This window comes from Streptomyces tropicalis, from assembly GCF_029269835.1.
Lineage (GTDB): Bacteria > Actinomycetota > Actinomycetes > Streptomycetales > Streptomycetaceae > Streptomyces > Streptomyces tropicalis.
Genome location: NZ_JARJBB010000001.1, coordinates 631,159 through 647,171, shown reverse-complemented (window position 1 = coordinate 647,171; position 16,013 = coordinate 631,159). Strand labels below are relative to the sequence as shown.

Below are 16,013 nucleotides of genomic sequence, written 5' to 3'. Positions count from 1 at the left end.
CGGGGCCGCGTGCGAAGTGCGGCTTATCGGCGCCTGAGCCTGGGATCGCCCGGGTTGATGTGCCGATAGGTCCAGCTCGCCGGGGTGGTCGGCGATAACGATTCCGATTCGGATCGTTCATCTGACCATATGACGGCGAAGCGTGGTGCGGGTGATCCCTAGGATGCCGGACAAGGCCGTGTGAGCCTGAAGATTCTGCTGGTGGGACCGTGCCCCCCACGTCAACGGGTCCTGCTCGAAGGGGAATTCTGTGTGTGCTTCGTTCTCTGCGCCGACCCTGCGCAGGACGGCTGCGGCCCGCCTCGCCGCCGTGACCCTGGCGACCGGACTGGTCGCGGCCGGCGTGCTGACGGCCGCCGGCCCGGCCGCCGCGGACGACACACCGCAGAACCAGGGCGGGGCCACGGCCACCATGGGTGGACTGAAGACCTTCGCCAACGCCGTCGTGCATGACGACGGAGCGGACTACCAGGTCTCCGCGGGCCTGTTCGAGATGTCCGTCGACGGCGGCGGCACGCTCCAGACGTACTGCACAGACCTGCACAACCCCACCCAGCGGGACGCCAAGTACCACGAGACGCCGTGGAGCGGTACCTCGCTCGGCACCAACCGGTCCGCCGGGAAGATCCGCTGGATCGTCCAGCACTCCTACCCGCAGGTCAACGACCTCGCGGCGCTCGCCACCAAGGCGGGAGTCGCCAACCTCAGCGAACAGGACGCCGCCGCCGGCACCCAGGTCGCCATATGGCGCTACTCGGACGGCGCCCGGGTCGACGCCGTCGACCCCCAGGCGGAGAAGCTCGCGGACTATCTCCAGCGCAGCGCCCGCGACCTGCCCGAGCCCGCGGCCTCGCTCATCCTGGACCCGCCCGCCGTCTCCGGTCACCCCGGCGAGCGGGTCGGCCCGGTCACCGTGCACACCGGTGCAGGCAGCGTCTCGGTGACCCCGCCGGTCGACGCTGCCGACAGCGGGGTGCGGATCGTCGGGGCCGACGGCCGGCCGGTCACCTCCGCCGCCGACGGCAGCCGGATCTACTTCCAGGTGCCCAAGGAACCGAAGGGCGGCTCCTCCTCCGCCTCCGGCGCGGCGGGCGGCACCGCCGAACTGACCGTGCAGGGCTCGACGACGGTGCCGGTCGGCCGCGCCTTCACCTCCGACAGCCGCAGCCAGACCCAGATCCTGGCCGGCTCCAGCGAGTCGACCGTCTCGGCCACCGCGAGCGCCACCTGGGCCGGTACCGGCGCGATACCCGCGCTGTCCGCCGCCAAGGACTGCGTCAGGGGCGGTCTCGCGATCACGGCGACCAACAAGGGCGACGCGCCGTTCGCCTTCCGGCTGATGGGCGTCGGCCACAGCATCGCCCCCGGCGCCTCGCAGCGGGTCCTCATACCCCTGCGGGAGGACCAGGCCTACGACTTCACGATCACCGGGCCGCAGGGCTTCGGCCGGCGCTTCGCGGGCGTCCTGGACTGCCGCACCCAGGGCGGGGCGGGCGGCACGACGACCCAGACGCTCAGCGAGCCGGCCCCCGCGACCGTGGGCGGCACGGCCGCCGGCACCAACCTCGCCGAGACCGGCGGCACCAGCACCACCCCGCTCATCGCCGCGACCGGCCTCAGCCTGCTCGTCCTGGGCGCGACCGCCCTCAGCATCGTCCGCAAGAAGAGGACACCCACCGAGAACTGACCGCACCCCCCGCTCCGGATCCCCGCTCCGGGGCCGGTCCGGGGCCGGTCCGCGGGCCAGGCGGCCCCTACCCTGCGGAGAAACCCCAGGTCAGAGCCCTCGGATCATGCGGGTTTCCGCCCGCGGCCGGCCGTACGGCAAGATGGGGTGTATCTGCCCACTGCCAGATTTCAAGCTGCCGGACGGTTTCTCTTGGCTGAGTTCATTTACACCATGCGCAAGGCGCGCAAAGCGCACGGCGACAAGGTGATTCTCGACGACGTCACCCTGAGCTTCCTCCCGGGGGCGAAGATCGGTGTCGTCGGCCCGAACGGTGCCGGTAAGTCGACCGTCCTGAAGATCATGGCCGGTCTGGAACATCCGTCCAACGGTGACGCCTTCCTCTCGCCCGGTTACAGCGTCGGCATCCTGCTCCAGGAGCCCCCGCTGAACGAGGAGAAGACGGTCCTGGAGAACGTCCAGGAGGGCGTCGCCGAGACCAAGGGCAAGCTCGACCGGTTCAACGAGATCGCCGAGCTCATGGCCACCGACTACTCGGACGCGCTGCTCGACGAGATGGGCAAGCTCCAGGAGCAGCTCGACCACGCCAACGCCTGGGACCTCGACGCCCAGCTGGAGCAGGCCATGGACGCCCTGGGCTGCCCGCCCGGCGACTGGCCCGTCACCACCCTCTCCGGTGGTGAGCGGCGCCGCGTCGCGCTCTGCAAGCTGCTGCTGGAGCAGCCCGACCTGCTCCTCCTCGACGAGCCCACCAACCACCTCGACGCCGAGTCGGTGAACTGGCTGGAGCAGCACCTGGCCAAGTACCCGGGCACCGTCGTGGCGATCACCCACGACCGGTACTTCCTGGACAACGTGGCCGAGTGGATCCTGGAGCTCGACCGCGGCCGCGCCTACCCCTACGAGGGCAACTACTCCACGTACCTGGAGACCAAGCAGACCCGCCTCAAGGTCGAGGGGGCGAAGGACGCCAAGCGTGCCAAGCGCCTCAAGGAGGAGCTGGAGTGGGTGCGCTCCAACGCCAAGGGGCGGCAGGCCAAGTCCAAGGCGCGTCTGGCCCGTTACGAGGAGATGGCCGCCGAGGCCGAGAAGATGCGGAAGCTGGACTTCGAGGAGATCCAGATCCCGCCGGGCCCCCGTCTGGGCAACGTCGTCGTCGAGGTCGACAACCTCAACAAGGCCTTCGGTGAGAAGGTCCTGATCGACGACCTGAGCTTCACGCTGCCGCGCAACGGCATCGTCGGCGTGATCGGCCCGAACGGCGCCGGCAAGACCACCCTGTTCAAGATGATCCAGGGCCTGGAGACGCCGGACTCCGGTTCGATCAAGGTCGGCGAGACCGTGAAGATCTCGTACGTGGACCAGAGCCGCGAGAACATCGACCCGAAGCGGACGCTGTGGGCCGTCGTCTCCGACGAGCTGGACTACATCAACGTCGGCCAGGTCGAGATGCCGTCCCGCGCCTACGTCTCCGCGTTCGGCTTCAAGGGCCCGGACCAGCAGAAGCCCGCCGGTGTGCTCTCCGGCGGTGAGCGCAACCGCCTGAACCTCGCGCTCACCCTCAAGCAGGGCGGCAACCTGCTGCTCCTCGACGAGCCGACCAACGACCTCGACGTCGAGACCCTGTCCAGCCTGGAGAACGCGCTGCTGGAGTTCCCCGGCTGCGCCGTGGTCGTCTCCCACGACCGGTGGTTCCTGGACCGGGTGGCCACGCACATCCTGGCCTACGAGGGCGACTCCAAGTGGTTCTGGTTCGAGGGCAACTTCGAGTCGTACGAGAAGAACAAGATCGAGCGGCTCGGTGCGGACGCGGCCCGTCCGCACCGTGCCACCTACAAGAAGCTGACCCGGGGCTGATCTTGCGGCACACCTACCGCTGCCCGCTGCGCTGGGCGGACATGGACGCGTACGGCCACGTGAACAACGTGGTGTTCCTCCGCTATCTGGAGGAGGCCCGTATCGACTTCCTGTTCCGCCCGGACAAGGACTTCCAGCAGGGGTCCGTGGTGGCGCGCCACGAGATCGACTACAAGCGGCAGCTCGTCCACCGGCACGCGCCGGTCGACATCGAGCTGTGGGTCACCGAGATCCGGGCGGCGTCCTTCACCCTCACCTACGAGGTGAAGGACGGCGACCAGGTCTACGTGCGGGCGTCGACGGTGATCGTGCCGTTCGACTTCGAGGCGCAGCGGCCGCGCCGGATCACCGCGGAGGAGCGCGAGTTCCTCCAGGAGTACCGGGACGACGCCGGCGCCGAGGAGGAGGCCGTCGCCGCATGACGGTCCTCCACCTCGCCGACGAGACGGAGGCAGCGGACCTCGCGGGCTTCCTCGGCCGGCTGCTCCACTACGACCGGTCCGCCGCCGTGCGCCTGCAGGCGGCGGGCACCGCGCTCGCGGTGTTCGGCCGGCCGGCGTCCTTCGAGGTGCTGGCCGTGCGTGCGGTGCGGCTGGCGAAGCCCTACGAGCACGGGCTCGACGTCACCCTCGACGTCACCGTCTCCGCGGGCGAGCTGCTGGAGTCGGTGGAGGAGCGGGCGGCCACCGCCGGTGTACCGGCCGCGGTCACCGGACCGCCGTGGGCGGGCGTGCTGCCCCCGCGCGGCGGCTGGCGCCCGGAACCGGGGCTGCCGCGTGCGGAGTCGCTGCGGGCGGCGGTGGCCGAGGCCGTCGCCGAGTTCCGGACGCGGACCGGTGAGCTGGCCACCGAGCACCGCACCCGGGCCGAACTCGACCGGATGGGGCGGGAGATCTGGTCCCGCACGCTCGAACCGACGCAGCTGCCGTTGCGGGCCGTGCACGCGGCGCAGTCGCTGGGCTTCCTGCGGCCGGCGCCGGACGGCGCCGGCGGCGGGGACGGGACCGCGCTCGGACTGTACTCCTCGGGCGCGTGGCTGCGGCTGCGCACGCCGTACGGGTCGATCGCGGTACGACGGGCGGGGCTCGGCGCGCTGGGCGTCAGCGTGCGCTGACCCGGCAGGACCCGGGCCGCATGCGGCCCGGGCGTCCGTGCGGCCCGCGGGCGGGGCGGCAGCGCCTCACTCCGGCGTGTTCACCATCGAGGCCGCCGCGTACGTCAGATAGTTCCAGAGCGTCTGCTCGTGCTCCGGGGGCAGGCCCAATTCCTCGACGGCTTCCCGCATGTGCTTCAGCCAGGCGTCGTGCGCCGCACGGTCCACGGTGAAGGGGGCGTGCCGCATCCGCAGGCGGGGGTGGCCGCGCTGCTCGCCGTAGGTGGTCGGACCGCCCCAGTACTGCATCAGGAACAGCCGCAGACGCTCCTCGGCCGGGCCCAGGTCCTCCTCGGGATACATCGGCCGGAGGACCGGATCCTGGGCGACACCCTCGTAGAAGCGGTGGACCAGCCGGCGGAAGGTCTCCTCCCCGCCGACCTGCTCGTAGAAGGTCTGCTCCTGAAGCGTGCCGCGCCGAATCTCATTCACCCGTCCATGGTCTCAGACGACCGGAGCGGGTACCGGTGGTCGGCGGGGACGGGCAGGCGGACCGGGCCGCGGAGGGGCCGTGCACCGGCCCCTCCCACGGCTCAGGCGCCGGGCCCGCGCCGGACGGTGATCGTCGTCCAGGCGCCCACGTGGACCCGGTCCCCGTCCTGGAGGGGGACCGGCACGAACGGCTGGATCGATTCCTCGCCGCCGTTGACCGTGGTGCCGTTCGTCGAGTTCTGGTCGACGACCGCCCAGGTGCCGTCCGGCTGCTGGACCAGCACCGCGTGCTGGTGCGAGACGCCCGGGTCCTCCGGCGGCACCGACAGGTCGATGTCCGGGGTGTCGCCGGTGGAGTGCCGGCGGCGGCCGATGGTGACCTGGTTGCCGGTGAGCGTGCGCTGCTGCTCGGGCGAGTAGGCCGGCAGGTTCAGGCCCGCAGCCTCCGGTCCGGAGCGGTGCATCATCGCCATGAAGTAGTCGCGGTCCGGACCGATCGTCGCGGTCCAGGTCGACGGCTGCGGCGGCTGCTGGGGGAAGCCGGGCGCGGACGGTGCCTGCGGGGACCCGGGCTGCGGGAAGCCGTAGCCGCCGGGGCCACCGCCCCGGCCGGGGCCGGACGGGCCCGTGGACGGCGGCGAGATCACCCAGTCGTCGTCCCCGCCGAAGGACGGTCCGCCCTGCTGCGGCCGGTTCGTCTCCTGCGGGAACGCGGGCGGGGCCGGCGGCCCGGACGACTGGAACGCCTGCGGGGCGCCCCCCGTCGCCCCCGGACCGGCGGGCGGCGTCGGCCCGGGCGGCGGAGGCATGCGCGACGGGTCCGGGCCGAAGTGGGACGGCCCGGACGGGCCCGGGTCGCCGAAGGCCGGTCCGGGGCGGCCCGACGGCTCGCCGCCGAAGGGCGGACCCGGCGGGATCGGCTCGGCGGGACGGTTCACCTGCGACGGGCGCGAGCCCTGGTAGTCGAAGGCGTCACCGCCGAAGGACGGGCCGGGAGGCTGCGGGAAGCGTGTGCCCGGCGCCGGGGCCGGCGGGGCCGGCGCGGCCGGGGTGTAGGACGTCGCCGTGTTGGTCAGGAAGTTCCACCGGCACTCCTCGCAGAACGGCGCGCCGCCCTCGCGGGGCGTGCGGCACTGCGGGCAGAGCTCGGGCTCCGGGACCGGCGGGCGTCCCCCGGGTGCGCCGTGCATGCCTCCGGGGCCCGGGGCGGGCGGGAAGCCGTAGCCCCCGGCCGGGGGCGGCGGGGGAGGCGGCGGCACGGCACCGGCCATGCGGTGACCGCAGACCTCGCACCAGTCGTCGGAACCCGACTGGTGTCCGTTCGGGCAGGTCGGCATGTCGGCGCTTCCCCCTCTCCTTGTCCGGCCGCGGTGGCCGGATTTCTCCCACCCCGAGGGGCCGGGTTCGTTGCGTGTCGGTGTCGGGCCAGGTCACTTCTTCACGCGGACGGTCTTGGTGGACCGTGTTTCGAGAGTCATCTCGTCCGCCTCGGCGACCTTCGCCTTCAGTCGCACAGTACCCGTCGCGGCGTCGACCACGTCCACCACCTTCGCAAGCAATTTCGCAGTATCCGCGTTCCCGGAGGCACTGGCGAGCTGGACCGCGCGGCCCAGCTTGGCCGTCGCCCCGTCGAAATCACCTGCTTTGCGGAGGTCGAGGCCCTGCTGGATCGCGTGGGCCAGCTCGGCCTGGCCGGTGTAGTGCGCGACCTGCGGGCTGATCGAGGTCGAGGCCGTCATGTCGTCGGTCCACACCGCCCGCACCAGGCCCGGGGTGCCGAGGCTCCGCGCCGTCCCGTCCGGCTGCGGGACGACCAGGGAGACCCGGGCGGCCAGCATCTCCTGGCCGACACCCGCGGCGGGAACCTCCACGCAGAGGTGGTAGTCGCGGGACTCGTCGCCCCAGGAGCCGGTGGGGTAGTCGCCCGCGCGGGGTCCGGCCTCGGTGCGGCGGCCGGTGAGGTCCTCGACGGTGGGGGCGACCTGCTTGACGAACCGGATGGCGGTGCCGACCGGCGTCCACACCCGCAGGGCGACGTCCGCCACCTCCTTGCCCATCGCCGTCTCCATCATCTGCGTGAAGTCGGCGGCCAGCGCGGCCGGGTCGGCGACGATGTCCGCGGTGCCGAGGAGCGCGGAGGCGACCCCTGTGACTTCTTTCACTTCCCAGTCGGTGCCCACGCCGCGGGCGTCGCAGGTGAAGCGGCCGGCGCAGGCGTCCAGCGTGGCCCGGAGGTCCGCGGCCGACTCGTGCTCGTTGCGGCCGTCGGTGAGCAGGATGCCGTGCCGGATGTCCGCGTCGGCGGAGGCCAGCAGCCGGTCGGCCAGCCGCAGCCAGGTGCCGATCGCGGTGCCGCCGCCCGCGCCGAGCTTGCGCAGCGCCTGCTTGGCCTGGGCGCGAGTGGTGGCGTCGGCGACCGCGAGGCGGCCGCCGCCCGGGTAGACCTCGGTGGCGACGTGGGTGCCGCCGATCACCGCGAAGTGCACGCCGTCGCGCAGGGTGTCGACGGCGGCGGCCGTGGCGTCGCGCGCGTTGCGCATCTTGGTCGGCGGATAGTCCATCGAGCCGGAGCAGTCGACCATGATCGCCACGGCCGCGGACGGTCCCCGGCCCGGCGCGTACGTGCGGGGCGCGGTGACCGCGCTGCCCACCGTGCCGCCGCCGGTCGCGGTCACCGTGACGATCGCGTTGACCTCACGGCCGCCCTCGGGCAGGTACGCGTTCTGGTACACGTCCACCGAGAACTGCGGCACGTTCGATTTCGACAGATTGGCCATGCCTGATCGGATCCCCCTCGAGAACCCCCGCGAGCGGGGGACAGCCGGCGACTGAGCGGACCGGTCCCCTCCGGTCCCGCGGAACTTCCCCGTGCCGAGGGCGCGCCGGACCGTCCCGTCGTCGCGCCCGGCGTGTCCCTCAGGCCGATCCTGCCCCCTGCGAGGGGGCCGGGAACGGCAGGACGGCCACTGTTACGTTGTCGTGGCCCCCGCCGTCGAGGGCGTGCCCGACCAGGACCCGGGCGCTGTGCAGCGGGTGGACGGCCACGTCCGCCGGCACGACCTCGGCCATCTCCTCGGCCGTCTCGGCGTAGTTCCACAGTCCGTCCGTGCAGACCACCACCACGCCGGGCCGGTCGGGCTTGAACGATGCGGTGTGCGGCTCCAGTTCGTAGGCGTCCGCGCCGAGCCAGCCGGTGATCGCGTGGGCGCGCTCGTCGGCGTACGCCTCCGCCTCGCTCATCAGGCCCGCGGCGACCATCTGCGCGGCCCAGGAGTCGTCCTCGGTGAGCCGGGCGGGGGGTGAACTGCGGTCCTCCGGGACCCAGTACGCCCGGCTGTCGCCGACCCAGCCGACGACCAGCAGGCCGGAGGTGACGACGGCGCCGACGAGGGTGCAGGCCGGGGCGTTCTGGTGCGGTGCGTGCTCGCGGGCCGTCGCCGGCTCCTCGGCGAGCGCGTCGACCGCGTGCGAGGCGGCGACGATCGCCTCGTGCAGGGCCTGCTGCGGGTGGGTGCCGCGGGGGAGCGACGCCAGCAGGGACGCGCCGGCCGTCTGCGCGGCGGCCAGTGAGGCGTCGTCGGGCCGGGTCGCCGAGGAGACGCCGTCGCAGACGATCGCCATGCAGGCGGGGGAGCCGTCCGGCAGCGCGGTGCGGGCGACCGTGAAGGCGTCCTCGTTGCGGTGGTGGCGCAGCCCCCGGTCGCTGACCGCCGCGATCGGGCCCGACTCCTGCTCCATGTGGTCGCGTTCGCGGGGCTGGGCGTGCCCGCAGTTCTCGCAGTAGCCGTCGCCGTCGACGCGGCCCGCCCGGCAGGCGACGCACACCGCGGCGCCCTCACCGGCGGTGACCGGGTCGTCGGGGTCGTCGGGGGCGGTCGCGCGGGGGTCCGGTGCCTGCAGCGGGTACTCCTCGGGCTCCGCAGGCCGGTCGAAGCGCACGCCCTGGCCGGTGGGCTCCGGGGAGCCGCCGGAGGGCGGCGGGACCGCGGACAGCGGGGAGCCGCCGGAGTCGGTGCCCGGCAGGTCGGTGGGCGAATGGGCCGGCTCCGGACCGCCGGCGCCGCCCGCCGGGGGCGCGTCGGGCCACGCGGCCCGGTCCTCCGGAGAGGCGGGGCGCGGGACCCCGGGCTCGCCCGTGGTGAGCGCCTGCGGGTCTCCCGCCGGCGCGGCGGCCGCGGACAGGTCGTATCCGCAGGCGCCGCAGAAACGGTCACCCGACTCGAGCGGCTCGGTGCAGCTCGGGCAGGTGGACAACTGGTGCATCTGGGACATCAACTACACCCACGTCCGGGGGCGGTAACGGTTGGCTCGTTCCACCAGGTCGATCCTCTCCTCGCCGCCGGGCGCCAGCCGGGCCAGCGTGCGGTACGAACGCTCCAGGCCGAAGCGGAGCCCCCGCTCGTCCAGTTCGCTGCCGAGCAGCACCCGCCGGGCGGCCGGGACGGCGGCCTGACCACCGGAGAGTATCCAGTCCAGGGCACACCCGAGCACTTCCGCGGACAACTGCTCCCGCCGCGCGGGGTCCAGACCGTACGCCTCCAGCGCCTCGACCTGCCGGGCGGCCGCCGTCAGGTCCTCCGCGAACGGCGTGTCGCCGGCGCCCGCCGTGCGGTGCCGCAGCCGGGCCCGCACCGCGGCCACCCGCGCGGCCGTGTAGTGGATGGACGACTCCGGCACCGACTCCAGCGTCCGTACGGCACCCTGCCGGTCGCCCGCGGCCAGCTGCACGCGGGCCAGGCCGAACGCGGCGCTGACATGGCTCGGGTCGGTCGACCACACCAGGCGGTAGTACTCGGCCGCGTTGTCGAGCTGGCCCAGCACCTCCGCGCACAGGCCGAGCGCCAGCTTCGGCGCGACCTCGCCGGGGAAGGCGTCGTACAGCGCGTCGAAGGCGAGCGCCGCCTCCCCGTGGTCGCCGGTGACCAGGGAGGCCACGCCCCGGTACCAGACCACCCGCCAGTCGTCCGGGTCCTGCTCCTCCAGCGCGCCCAGCTCCTCCAGCGCGGTCCCCGAGTCGCCGGTCTCCAGCCGTGCGCGGACCGTGCGCAGCCGCGTCTCGGGCGACGGCGACGGTGCGGCCGCCAGGGCGTGGATCAGCTCGCCGGGCGCCGAGGCCAGCAGGCCCGCGAGGAAGCCCGCGTTGGGGTCCGAGGGCGCGACCCGCGGCACCGGCAGGGCGAGCGCCACGGCCGGGGCGGGCACGGGCTTCACCAGGTCCACGGGCTGCGCGGCACCGCCGGGCGCCTCGGACCACCGGGGGAGCCCGGCGGTCCCGGCCGCGGCGCTCGTGCCCGGTGCGGCTCCCGGAGAGGCGGCCGGCGTCCCGGGGGAGGCCGGCGCCGGACCCAGCGGCAGCCGGGCGAAGCGGCGCCGCCCGCCCGCGGGCAGCACGCGGCCGCCGAGCCGCGACACGTCCCCGTCGAGCTTCGGGAACAACTCCGCGTCGGTGACCTTCAGTTCCGGTCCGAACAGGGTCGACAGCGCGGGCCGCGGACGGCCGCTCTGCAGCGAGACCACCTCCCGCAGCACCCCCGTCAGCTGCTCGGCCATCTCCTGAGCGGAGGCGAAGCGGCGGGCCGGGTCCGGGTCCGTCGCCCGCACCAGCAGGCGGTAGAAGGACTCGTACCGCCGGAAGACGTCGATGTGGTCCGGGTCGGGCAGCGAGTCGGCGTAGACGCTCGTGTAGCCCTGGAAGTCGAACGTGAGGACGGCCAGGGTGCGGCCGACGGTGTACAGGTCGCTCGCCACCGACGGGCCGGTGTCGGCGACCTCCGGCGCCTGGTAGCCGATCGTGCCGTAGATCGCCGACTCGTCGTCGTCCATCCGGCGCACCGCGCCCATGTCGATCAGCTTGAGCTGGTCCTCGGTCTGGATGGCGTTGTCGACCTTGAAGTCGCAGTACAGCAGGTTGCGGCTGTGCAGGTGCCCGAGCGCCTCCAGCGCCTCGATGCCGTACGCGCACGCCTGCTCCACCGGCAGAGGGTCCCGGCTGCCCTCCGCGGTGCGGCGGGAGTTGGCGATCTCCTTCAGCGACTTGCCGCCGACGTACTCCATCACGATGTAGCCGTCGAGGGAGCCGGTGCGCTGGTCCAGGTGCTCCACGAAGTTGTAGATCCGCACGATGTTGGCGTGCTCGATCTCGGCGAGGAAGCGCCGCTCGGAGATCGCCGCCGCCATCGCGTCCTGGTCGCCGGTGTCGAGCAGGCCCTTGAGCACCACCCACCGGTCGGACACCGCCCGGTCCACGGCGAGGTAGACCCAGCCCAGGCCGCCGTGCGCCAGGCAGCCCGCGACCTCGTACTGGCCGTGCACGATGTCACCGGCCCGCAGCTTCGGCACGAACGAGTACGGGTGGCCGCACTTGGTGCAGAAACCCTCCGTGCGCCCCGGCCGGTCCCCGCGGGCGCGCCCCACCGGCGCCCCGCAGTCGGGCCGCGAGCAGAACCGCTTCCGCTCCGGCACCTCCGGGTTCTCCAGGACCACCGAGCGCGGATCGGGCCGTGGCACCTGCGGGACCTGCACCAGGCCGGCCCCCAGCCGGCTGCGGCCCGTGCTGCCGCTGCCGGAGTCCGAGCCGCGCACCGACACCGACCGGCCGCCGGTGCCGCCCGACAGCGAGCGGGAGATGCGGCCCGAGACCGAGCGGCGCGACCGCGACGACTGCGACGACGTGCGCCCGCTGCGCCCGCTGGGCGGCGTTCCGCCGCTGCCGGCGGAGCCCCGCCCGTCCCGGCCGCCGCCCGTGGCGCCGGTCGGCGGCGACCCCACCGGGCCCGCCCCGGGCCCGTCGCCGCCCGGCTGCGCCCCGGAGCCCGAGGCCGCCACGACCGGCGCCAGACCGCAGGTGTCGCAGTACAGCTCACCGCCGCCCATGTCCTCGTAGGCCCCGCCGCACCCCGGCCGCTGGCACGACTGTCCCGCCTGGCTCATGACTCCCCCCTCCGGTCCTCGGGACCGCCCTGCTCCGGCACCCGCGGCGCGTCGAGCACGTCGGCCGCCGTCCGCTGGTAGCGCAGCACCGCCTGCTCGGCGACGCGCAGGTCGCACGGCGCGCTCCACAGCATGCGCCGTGCCGCGTCGTACCGCTCGATCAGCAGCGGATCCTCCGCCAGCCCGTGCCGGGCGACCTTCGCCCGGTAGGCGTCGAGGCGGCCGCGCAGCTCGGCGCGGACCGCCAGCGGCGCGGTGACCGCCGTCAACGACTCGCGGGCCCGCAGCAGTTCGTCCTCCGCCTTCTCCTCCAGGGACTCCAGCAGCGGGGACAGGCGGTGCCACTGGGCCTGCCGGCGGAACTCCGCGGCCGTCGCGAGCTGCTCCTGCAGCACGGTCGGCGGGCCGCTGACGACCGGCACCTCCGTCGCCGCGATCTTCGCCAGCACCTCACCGCGCGCGGTGCGTGCCTCGGCGAGCGTGCGGTCCGCCCGGGACAGCACGTCCCGCAGCCGGATCAGCCGCTGCTCGGCGTCCTGCCGGACGGAGAGCACCGCGTCGATCTCGCGCCGCACCTCCTCCAGGGCCCGCGCCTCGCGGTCGTAGACCGCCGTGTCCGGCCGACCCCCGCCGGGCGCCGAACTGCCCTGCGCCGCCACCCAGTAGGCCAGCGGATCGGACACCACCTCCTCGCGCAGCCCGGTCAGGGTGCGCGTGATGCGTTCCAGGTCGTCGCCCGCCGGGTGCTCCCCGGGGCGGACGCCGACGGAGTGCGCGAGCCGGCGGGTGCGCCGGAGTTCCGCGGCGAGTAAATCGATCCGCGCGGGCAGCGCGGACCACACGGCGTCCGCCGCGACCACGGGGTCCAGGCCCGCCGCGTACAGCTCGTTCATCCGGTCCACGAGCGCGGTCAGGGTGAACCGCTCGCTGAGCCTGCCCGCGCCGCCCTGCGGTCCCGGCGCGCCCGCCGTCGCCGCACCGGCGACCGTGACCGCCTCGCCGCGCAGCAGCTCGGTCAGCTCCACCAGGTCCTCGCGGCTGGACCAGCGGCGCCGGGAGCGGATCTCGCGCGCACGGCGCAGCGCGCCCGCGTAGGCCTCGAAGTACGTCCACAGTACCGTGATCGACGCCTCGGCGGACGCCCAGCGCTCCTTGGTGAGGCCGGTCAGCTCGGCACCCTCCAGGAGCCTGCGGCCCGCGTGGTCCTGCAGCGCGAGGAGGGACGTCTCGATCGCCTCGTGCTCGGCGCCGAGCCGCGCCAGCGCACGGTCCACCTCGTCCCGGTCCATCACCGGCCCGGCGGGGTCCGTGGCGCCCATCGATCACCTCTCGCTGCTCGTGCGGTCCGTGCGTCGTACGTCGGTGCGGGGAGGTTCACCGGTAGCTCGCCGCCGGTGGGGTCGCCGACTCCGAGTCCTTACCCAGCGTCGGGGACAGCCACTTGTCGTACGACGCCTTCCAGCCCCCGTCCTTGCGGTAGTCCTCCAGGACGCGGTTGACCCGGCGTACCAGATCGTCCGCACCGAGCTTCATCGCCACGCCGTAGTACTCACGGGTGAAGGTGTCGCCCTTCAGGGCGACCGTCGGGTCCTGCGCGGCCTGGCTCGCGGCGAGCGCACCGTCCGTCACCACCGCGTCGCACTCGCCGAGTTGGAGCCGTACCAGGCAGTCCAGCTGGTTGGGGACGGTGGTGGAGATGTCCGTGGAGGCGGGCAGCCTGCCCGACTTCTTGTCGGCGGACAGGTGGTCGTAGGCCGTCGACCCCTCGGCCGAGCAGATCCGCCGGCCCGCGAGCGAGCCGTCGTACCCGGTGACCGCCGACGTCCTCGGGGCCAGGACCTGTTGGCCGGTGAGGAAGTAGGGCGCGGAGAAGGCGACCTGCTCCAGCCGGTCGCAGGTGATCGTCATGGTGCGCACCACCATGTCGACGCGGCCGCTGCGGATCGCCGGCACCCGCTCGTTGGTGGGGATCGCCCGGAACTGCACCTTGTCCGCGTCGCCCAGGAGGTCCCGGGCGATGCGGTGCGCGAGGTCGATGTCGAAGCCCTCCAGCGCGCCGGAGGCGTTGTTCGGGTTGAGGTAGCCCCAGCGGTAGCTGTTCTGGTCCACGCCCACCGACAGGTAGCCGCGCTCCTTGATGGCCCGCACGGTGGCACCCTCGGCCGCGGACGGGGGCAGGCTGCGGTTCTGCGCGTCGGCGTCGGTGCACGAGCCGGCGCGCGCCTGGGTGGCGCGGGCGGTCTGCCCGCCGTCCCCCGCGGGGGCGCCGCCGGCGCCGTGCGGGCGGGCCAGCGGCAGCAGCAGGATCCAGGCCAGCGCGAGAGCGCACACGGCCGCCATCGCCCCGACCCCGCCCCAGCCCCGCAGGCCGGCCCGCAGACGTCGTGCCCGCATCGTCACGCCCCCTCTCACCGGTACTCCGACAGCCTGCGCCCGATGCCCAGCACGGCGCCCGCCGCGGCGAGGACCGCGAGCACCGCGGACCCCACGGGCAGGCCCGTCAGGGCGCTCCGGCCGTCACCGGCGGACTGCTGGAACTCGGCGGTCTCGTGGGCGAGCGCCGAGGCCAGCGAGGTGTCGACGCTGTCGAAGCACGAGGCGGTCGACCGGCCCTCGGCGGTGATGCCGATGACCTGCTCGCGGGCCTTCTGGTAGTCGCCGGAGTCGTTGGCCCTGCGGGCCAGTTCGTGCCGGGACCTCCACACCTTCATCGACCGGCCGGCGACCTGCACCGGGCGGGCGCCCGACGGGTCGTCGGCGAGGGCGCCGGCCTGCGTGAGGGCCCGGCCGAGGGTGCCGATCTCCTGGTCGTACGCCCAGTCGTAGGCGTCCATGACCGTGCCGTCCTTCAGCGTCTTCGTCTCGGCGCCCCGGCTGACCAGGGTCAGGTTCTCGTCGCTGCGGGCCTTGAGGGAGGCGATGCGGGCGTCGTGCAGCACGTTCAGCGAGCGGACGCCGTGCGCGTACGAGCCGTGCAGGCCGGCGCGGGCGACGCTGTGGCCGACGACCAGCCACAGCAGCACCACCGCGGTGGCGGCGGAGGCGCCGACCAGGCCGTGGTTCAGCACCCGGTTCGTCCGCCGGTAGGTGCGCCGCTGGGCCCAGGCCAGGGCGGCCAGCGCGAGCAGGCCCAGCGCGATCGCGGCCCACGGGTACGGGGTGGCGTCCCCGTAGTCCGCGTCGAGGCGCTGGTTCTCCTTCTGGTAGAGGTCCTCGGCCGCCGGGAGCATCTGGTTCTGCATGGTGTCGTTGGCGGCGCGCAGGTAGGCGCCGCCGACGGGGAAGCCCTGCCGGTTGTTGGCGCGCGCGGACTCCACCAGGCCCTTGTAGCGCGGCAGCAGTTCGTTCAGCCGGGCGATGGTGGCCGCGGCGGGGGAGCCCGGGTCGGAGTTGGCCGCGGCGGTGACCAGCTTGGCCGCGGCGGTGCGCACGTCGTCCTCGTAGCGCGCGCGGGTCGCGGAAGTCTCCTGGAGACCCGCCAGATAGCCGCTGGCTGCCATGGTGTTGGCGTCGGCGAGCGAGCGGTAGATGTCGGCGGCGTCCGAACTGAGCGGCTGGCTGCTGTGCAGCACGTCGTCGGCCGCGCCGGCCCGCTCGGTCGCCTGCCAGGCGGTCACCGCGCCGAACGCGACGACGAGGAGGGCGAGCACGGCGCCGATGACGCGCAGCCGGCCCGGTTCGGTGGTGGCGGCCGCGCGCAACCGGTCGACGCCCTCGGCGAACGCGGTGCGGCGCGGGGGCCCTCCGGGCGCCGGGGCCGCCGGGGCGGTGGGCGCCGGGGGCGGTCCGGGCTGGGGCGGCACGGACGGCATCGTGGGCACGCCGGGGCCCGGTGGTGCCGTGCTGCCCCTGTGCGGGTGTGTCACTGCTGACCTCCCCCGTGGTCATCCGTCGCCCAAGTATCGCTGCCGGGGCCGACATCCGCACCGGGCTTCCCCGGATCTTGATCGGATC

The 16,013-nt window shown here is 74.0% G+C and carries 12 protein-coding genes; 4 read left to right on the top strand and 8 right to left on the bottom strand.

Features of this window, described 5'->3' with window-relative positions:
- Positions 1-250: 250 nt before the first annotated feature.
- From P3H78_RS02835 to P3H78_RS02820, 4 genes are all read left to right on the top strand, one after another.
- Positions 251-1,687, top strand: coding sequence for a Cys-Gln thioester bond-forming surface protein (locus P3H78_RS02835; RefSeq protein WP_276107101.1), 1,437 nt, complete (start codon positions 251-253; stop codon positions 1,685-1,687).
- A 192-nt stretch (positions 1,688-1,879) separates the two neighbouring features.
- Positions 1,880-3,544 (top strand): energy-dependent translational throttle protein EttA, encoded by a 1,665-nt coding sequence (gene ettA / locus P3H78_RS02830; protein ID WP_276107100.1) that lies wholly within the window; start codon positions 1,880-1,882, stop codon positions 3,542-3,544.
- A gap of 2 nt (positions 3,545-3,546) precedes the next feature.
- Positions 3,547-3,966, top strand: coding sequence for an acyl-CoA thioesterase (locus P3H78_RS02825; RefSeq protein WP_276107099.1), 420 nt, complete (start codon positions 3,547-3,549; stop codon positions 3,964-3,966).
- Entirely contained in the window at positions 3,963-4,658 is a 696-nt protein-coding gene (locus tag P3H78_RS02820) for a DUF8185 domain-containing protein (RefSeq protein ID WP_276107098.1), read from the top strand. The genes P3H78_RS02825 and P3H78_RS02820 overlap by 4 nt, the downstream gene beginning before the upstream one ends.
- Positions 4,659-4,724: 66 nt before the next feature.
- Here the strand turns inward: P3H78_RS02820 and P3H78_RS02815 are convergent, their stop codons facing one another.
- The 8 genes from P3H78_RS02815 to P3H78_RS02780 all read right to left on the bottom strand — a co-directional run bounded on the left by P3H78_RS02815 (position 4,725) and on the right by P3H78_RS02780 (position 15,871).
- Positions 4,725-5,129: a globin gene (locus tag P3H78_RS02815; RefSeq protein ID WP_276107097.1), complete on the bottom strand. Its 405-nt coding sequence runs from the start codon at positions 5,127-5,129 to the stop codon at positions 4,725-4,727.
- A 101-nt stretch (positions 5,130-5,230) separates the two neighbouring features.
- Complete coding sequence (locus tag P3H78_RS02810) at positions 5,231-6,466, bottom strand: FHA domain-containing protein (RefSeq protein ID WP_276107096.1); 1,236 nt, start codon at positions 6,464-6,466, stop codon at positions 5,231-5,233.
- A gap of 93 nt (positions 6,467-6,559) precedes the next feature.
- Positions 6,560-7,906, bottom strand: a complete 1,347-nt coding sequence (locus P3H78_RS02805; RefSeq protein WP_276107095.1) for a vWA domain-containing protein — start codon at positions 7,904-7,906, stop codon at positions 6,560-6,562.
- 139 nt (positions 7,907-8,045) lie between these two features.
- Positions 8,046-9,401, bottom strand: coding sequence for a PP2C family protein-serine/threonine phosphatase (locus P3H78_RS02800; RefSeq protein ID WP_276107094.1), 1,356 nt, complete (start codon positions 9,399-9,401; stop codon positions 8,046-8,048).
- Between the two features lie 3 nt (positions 9,402-9,404).
- The gene (locus P3H78_RS02795; protein ID WP_276107093.1) at positions 9,405-12,059 is read right to left on the bottom strand and encodes a tetratricopeptide repeat protein; all 2,655 of its coding nucleotides are present in this window, start codon (positions 12,057-12,059) and stop codon (positions 9,405-9,407) included.
- A complete protein-coding gene (locus P3H78_RS02790) occupies positions 12,056-13,378 on the bottom strand; it encodes a hypothetical protein (protein ID WP_276107092.1) in 1,323 nt (440 codons plus the stop codon). The genes P3H78_RS02795 and P3H78_RS02790 overlap by 4 nt, the downstream gene beginning before the upstream one ends.
- A gap of 55 nt (positions 13,379-13,433) precedes the next feature.
- Positions 13,434-14,453, bottom strand: a complete 1,020-nt coding sequence (locus P3H78_RS02785) for a glutamate ABC transporter substrate-binding protein (protein ID WP_276107091.1) — start codon at positions 14,451-14,453, stop codon at positions 13,434-13,436.
- Between the two features lie 14 nt (positions 14,454-14,467).
- Positions 14,468-15,871 carry a GlnX family signal transduction membrane protein gene (locus P3H78_RS02780; protein ID WP_276107335.1) on the bottom strand — a complete coding sequence of 468 codons (1,404 nt, stop codon included), beginning with the start codon at positions 15,869-15,871 and terminating at the stop codon, positions 14,468-14,470.
- Positions 15,872-16,013: the final 142 nt, after the last annotated feature.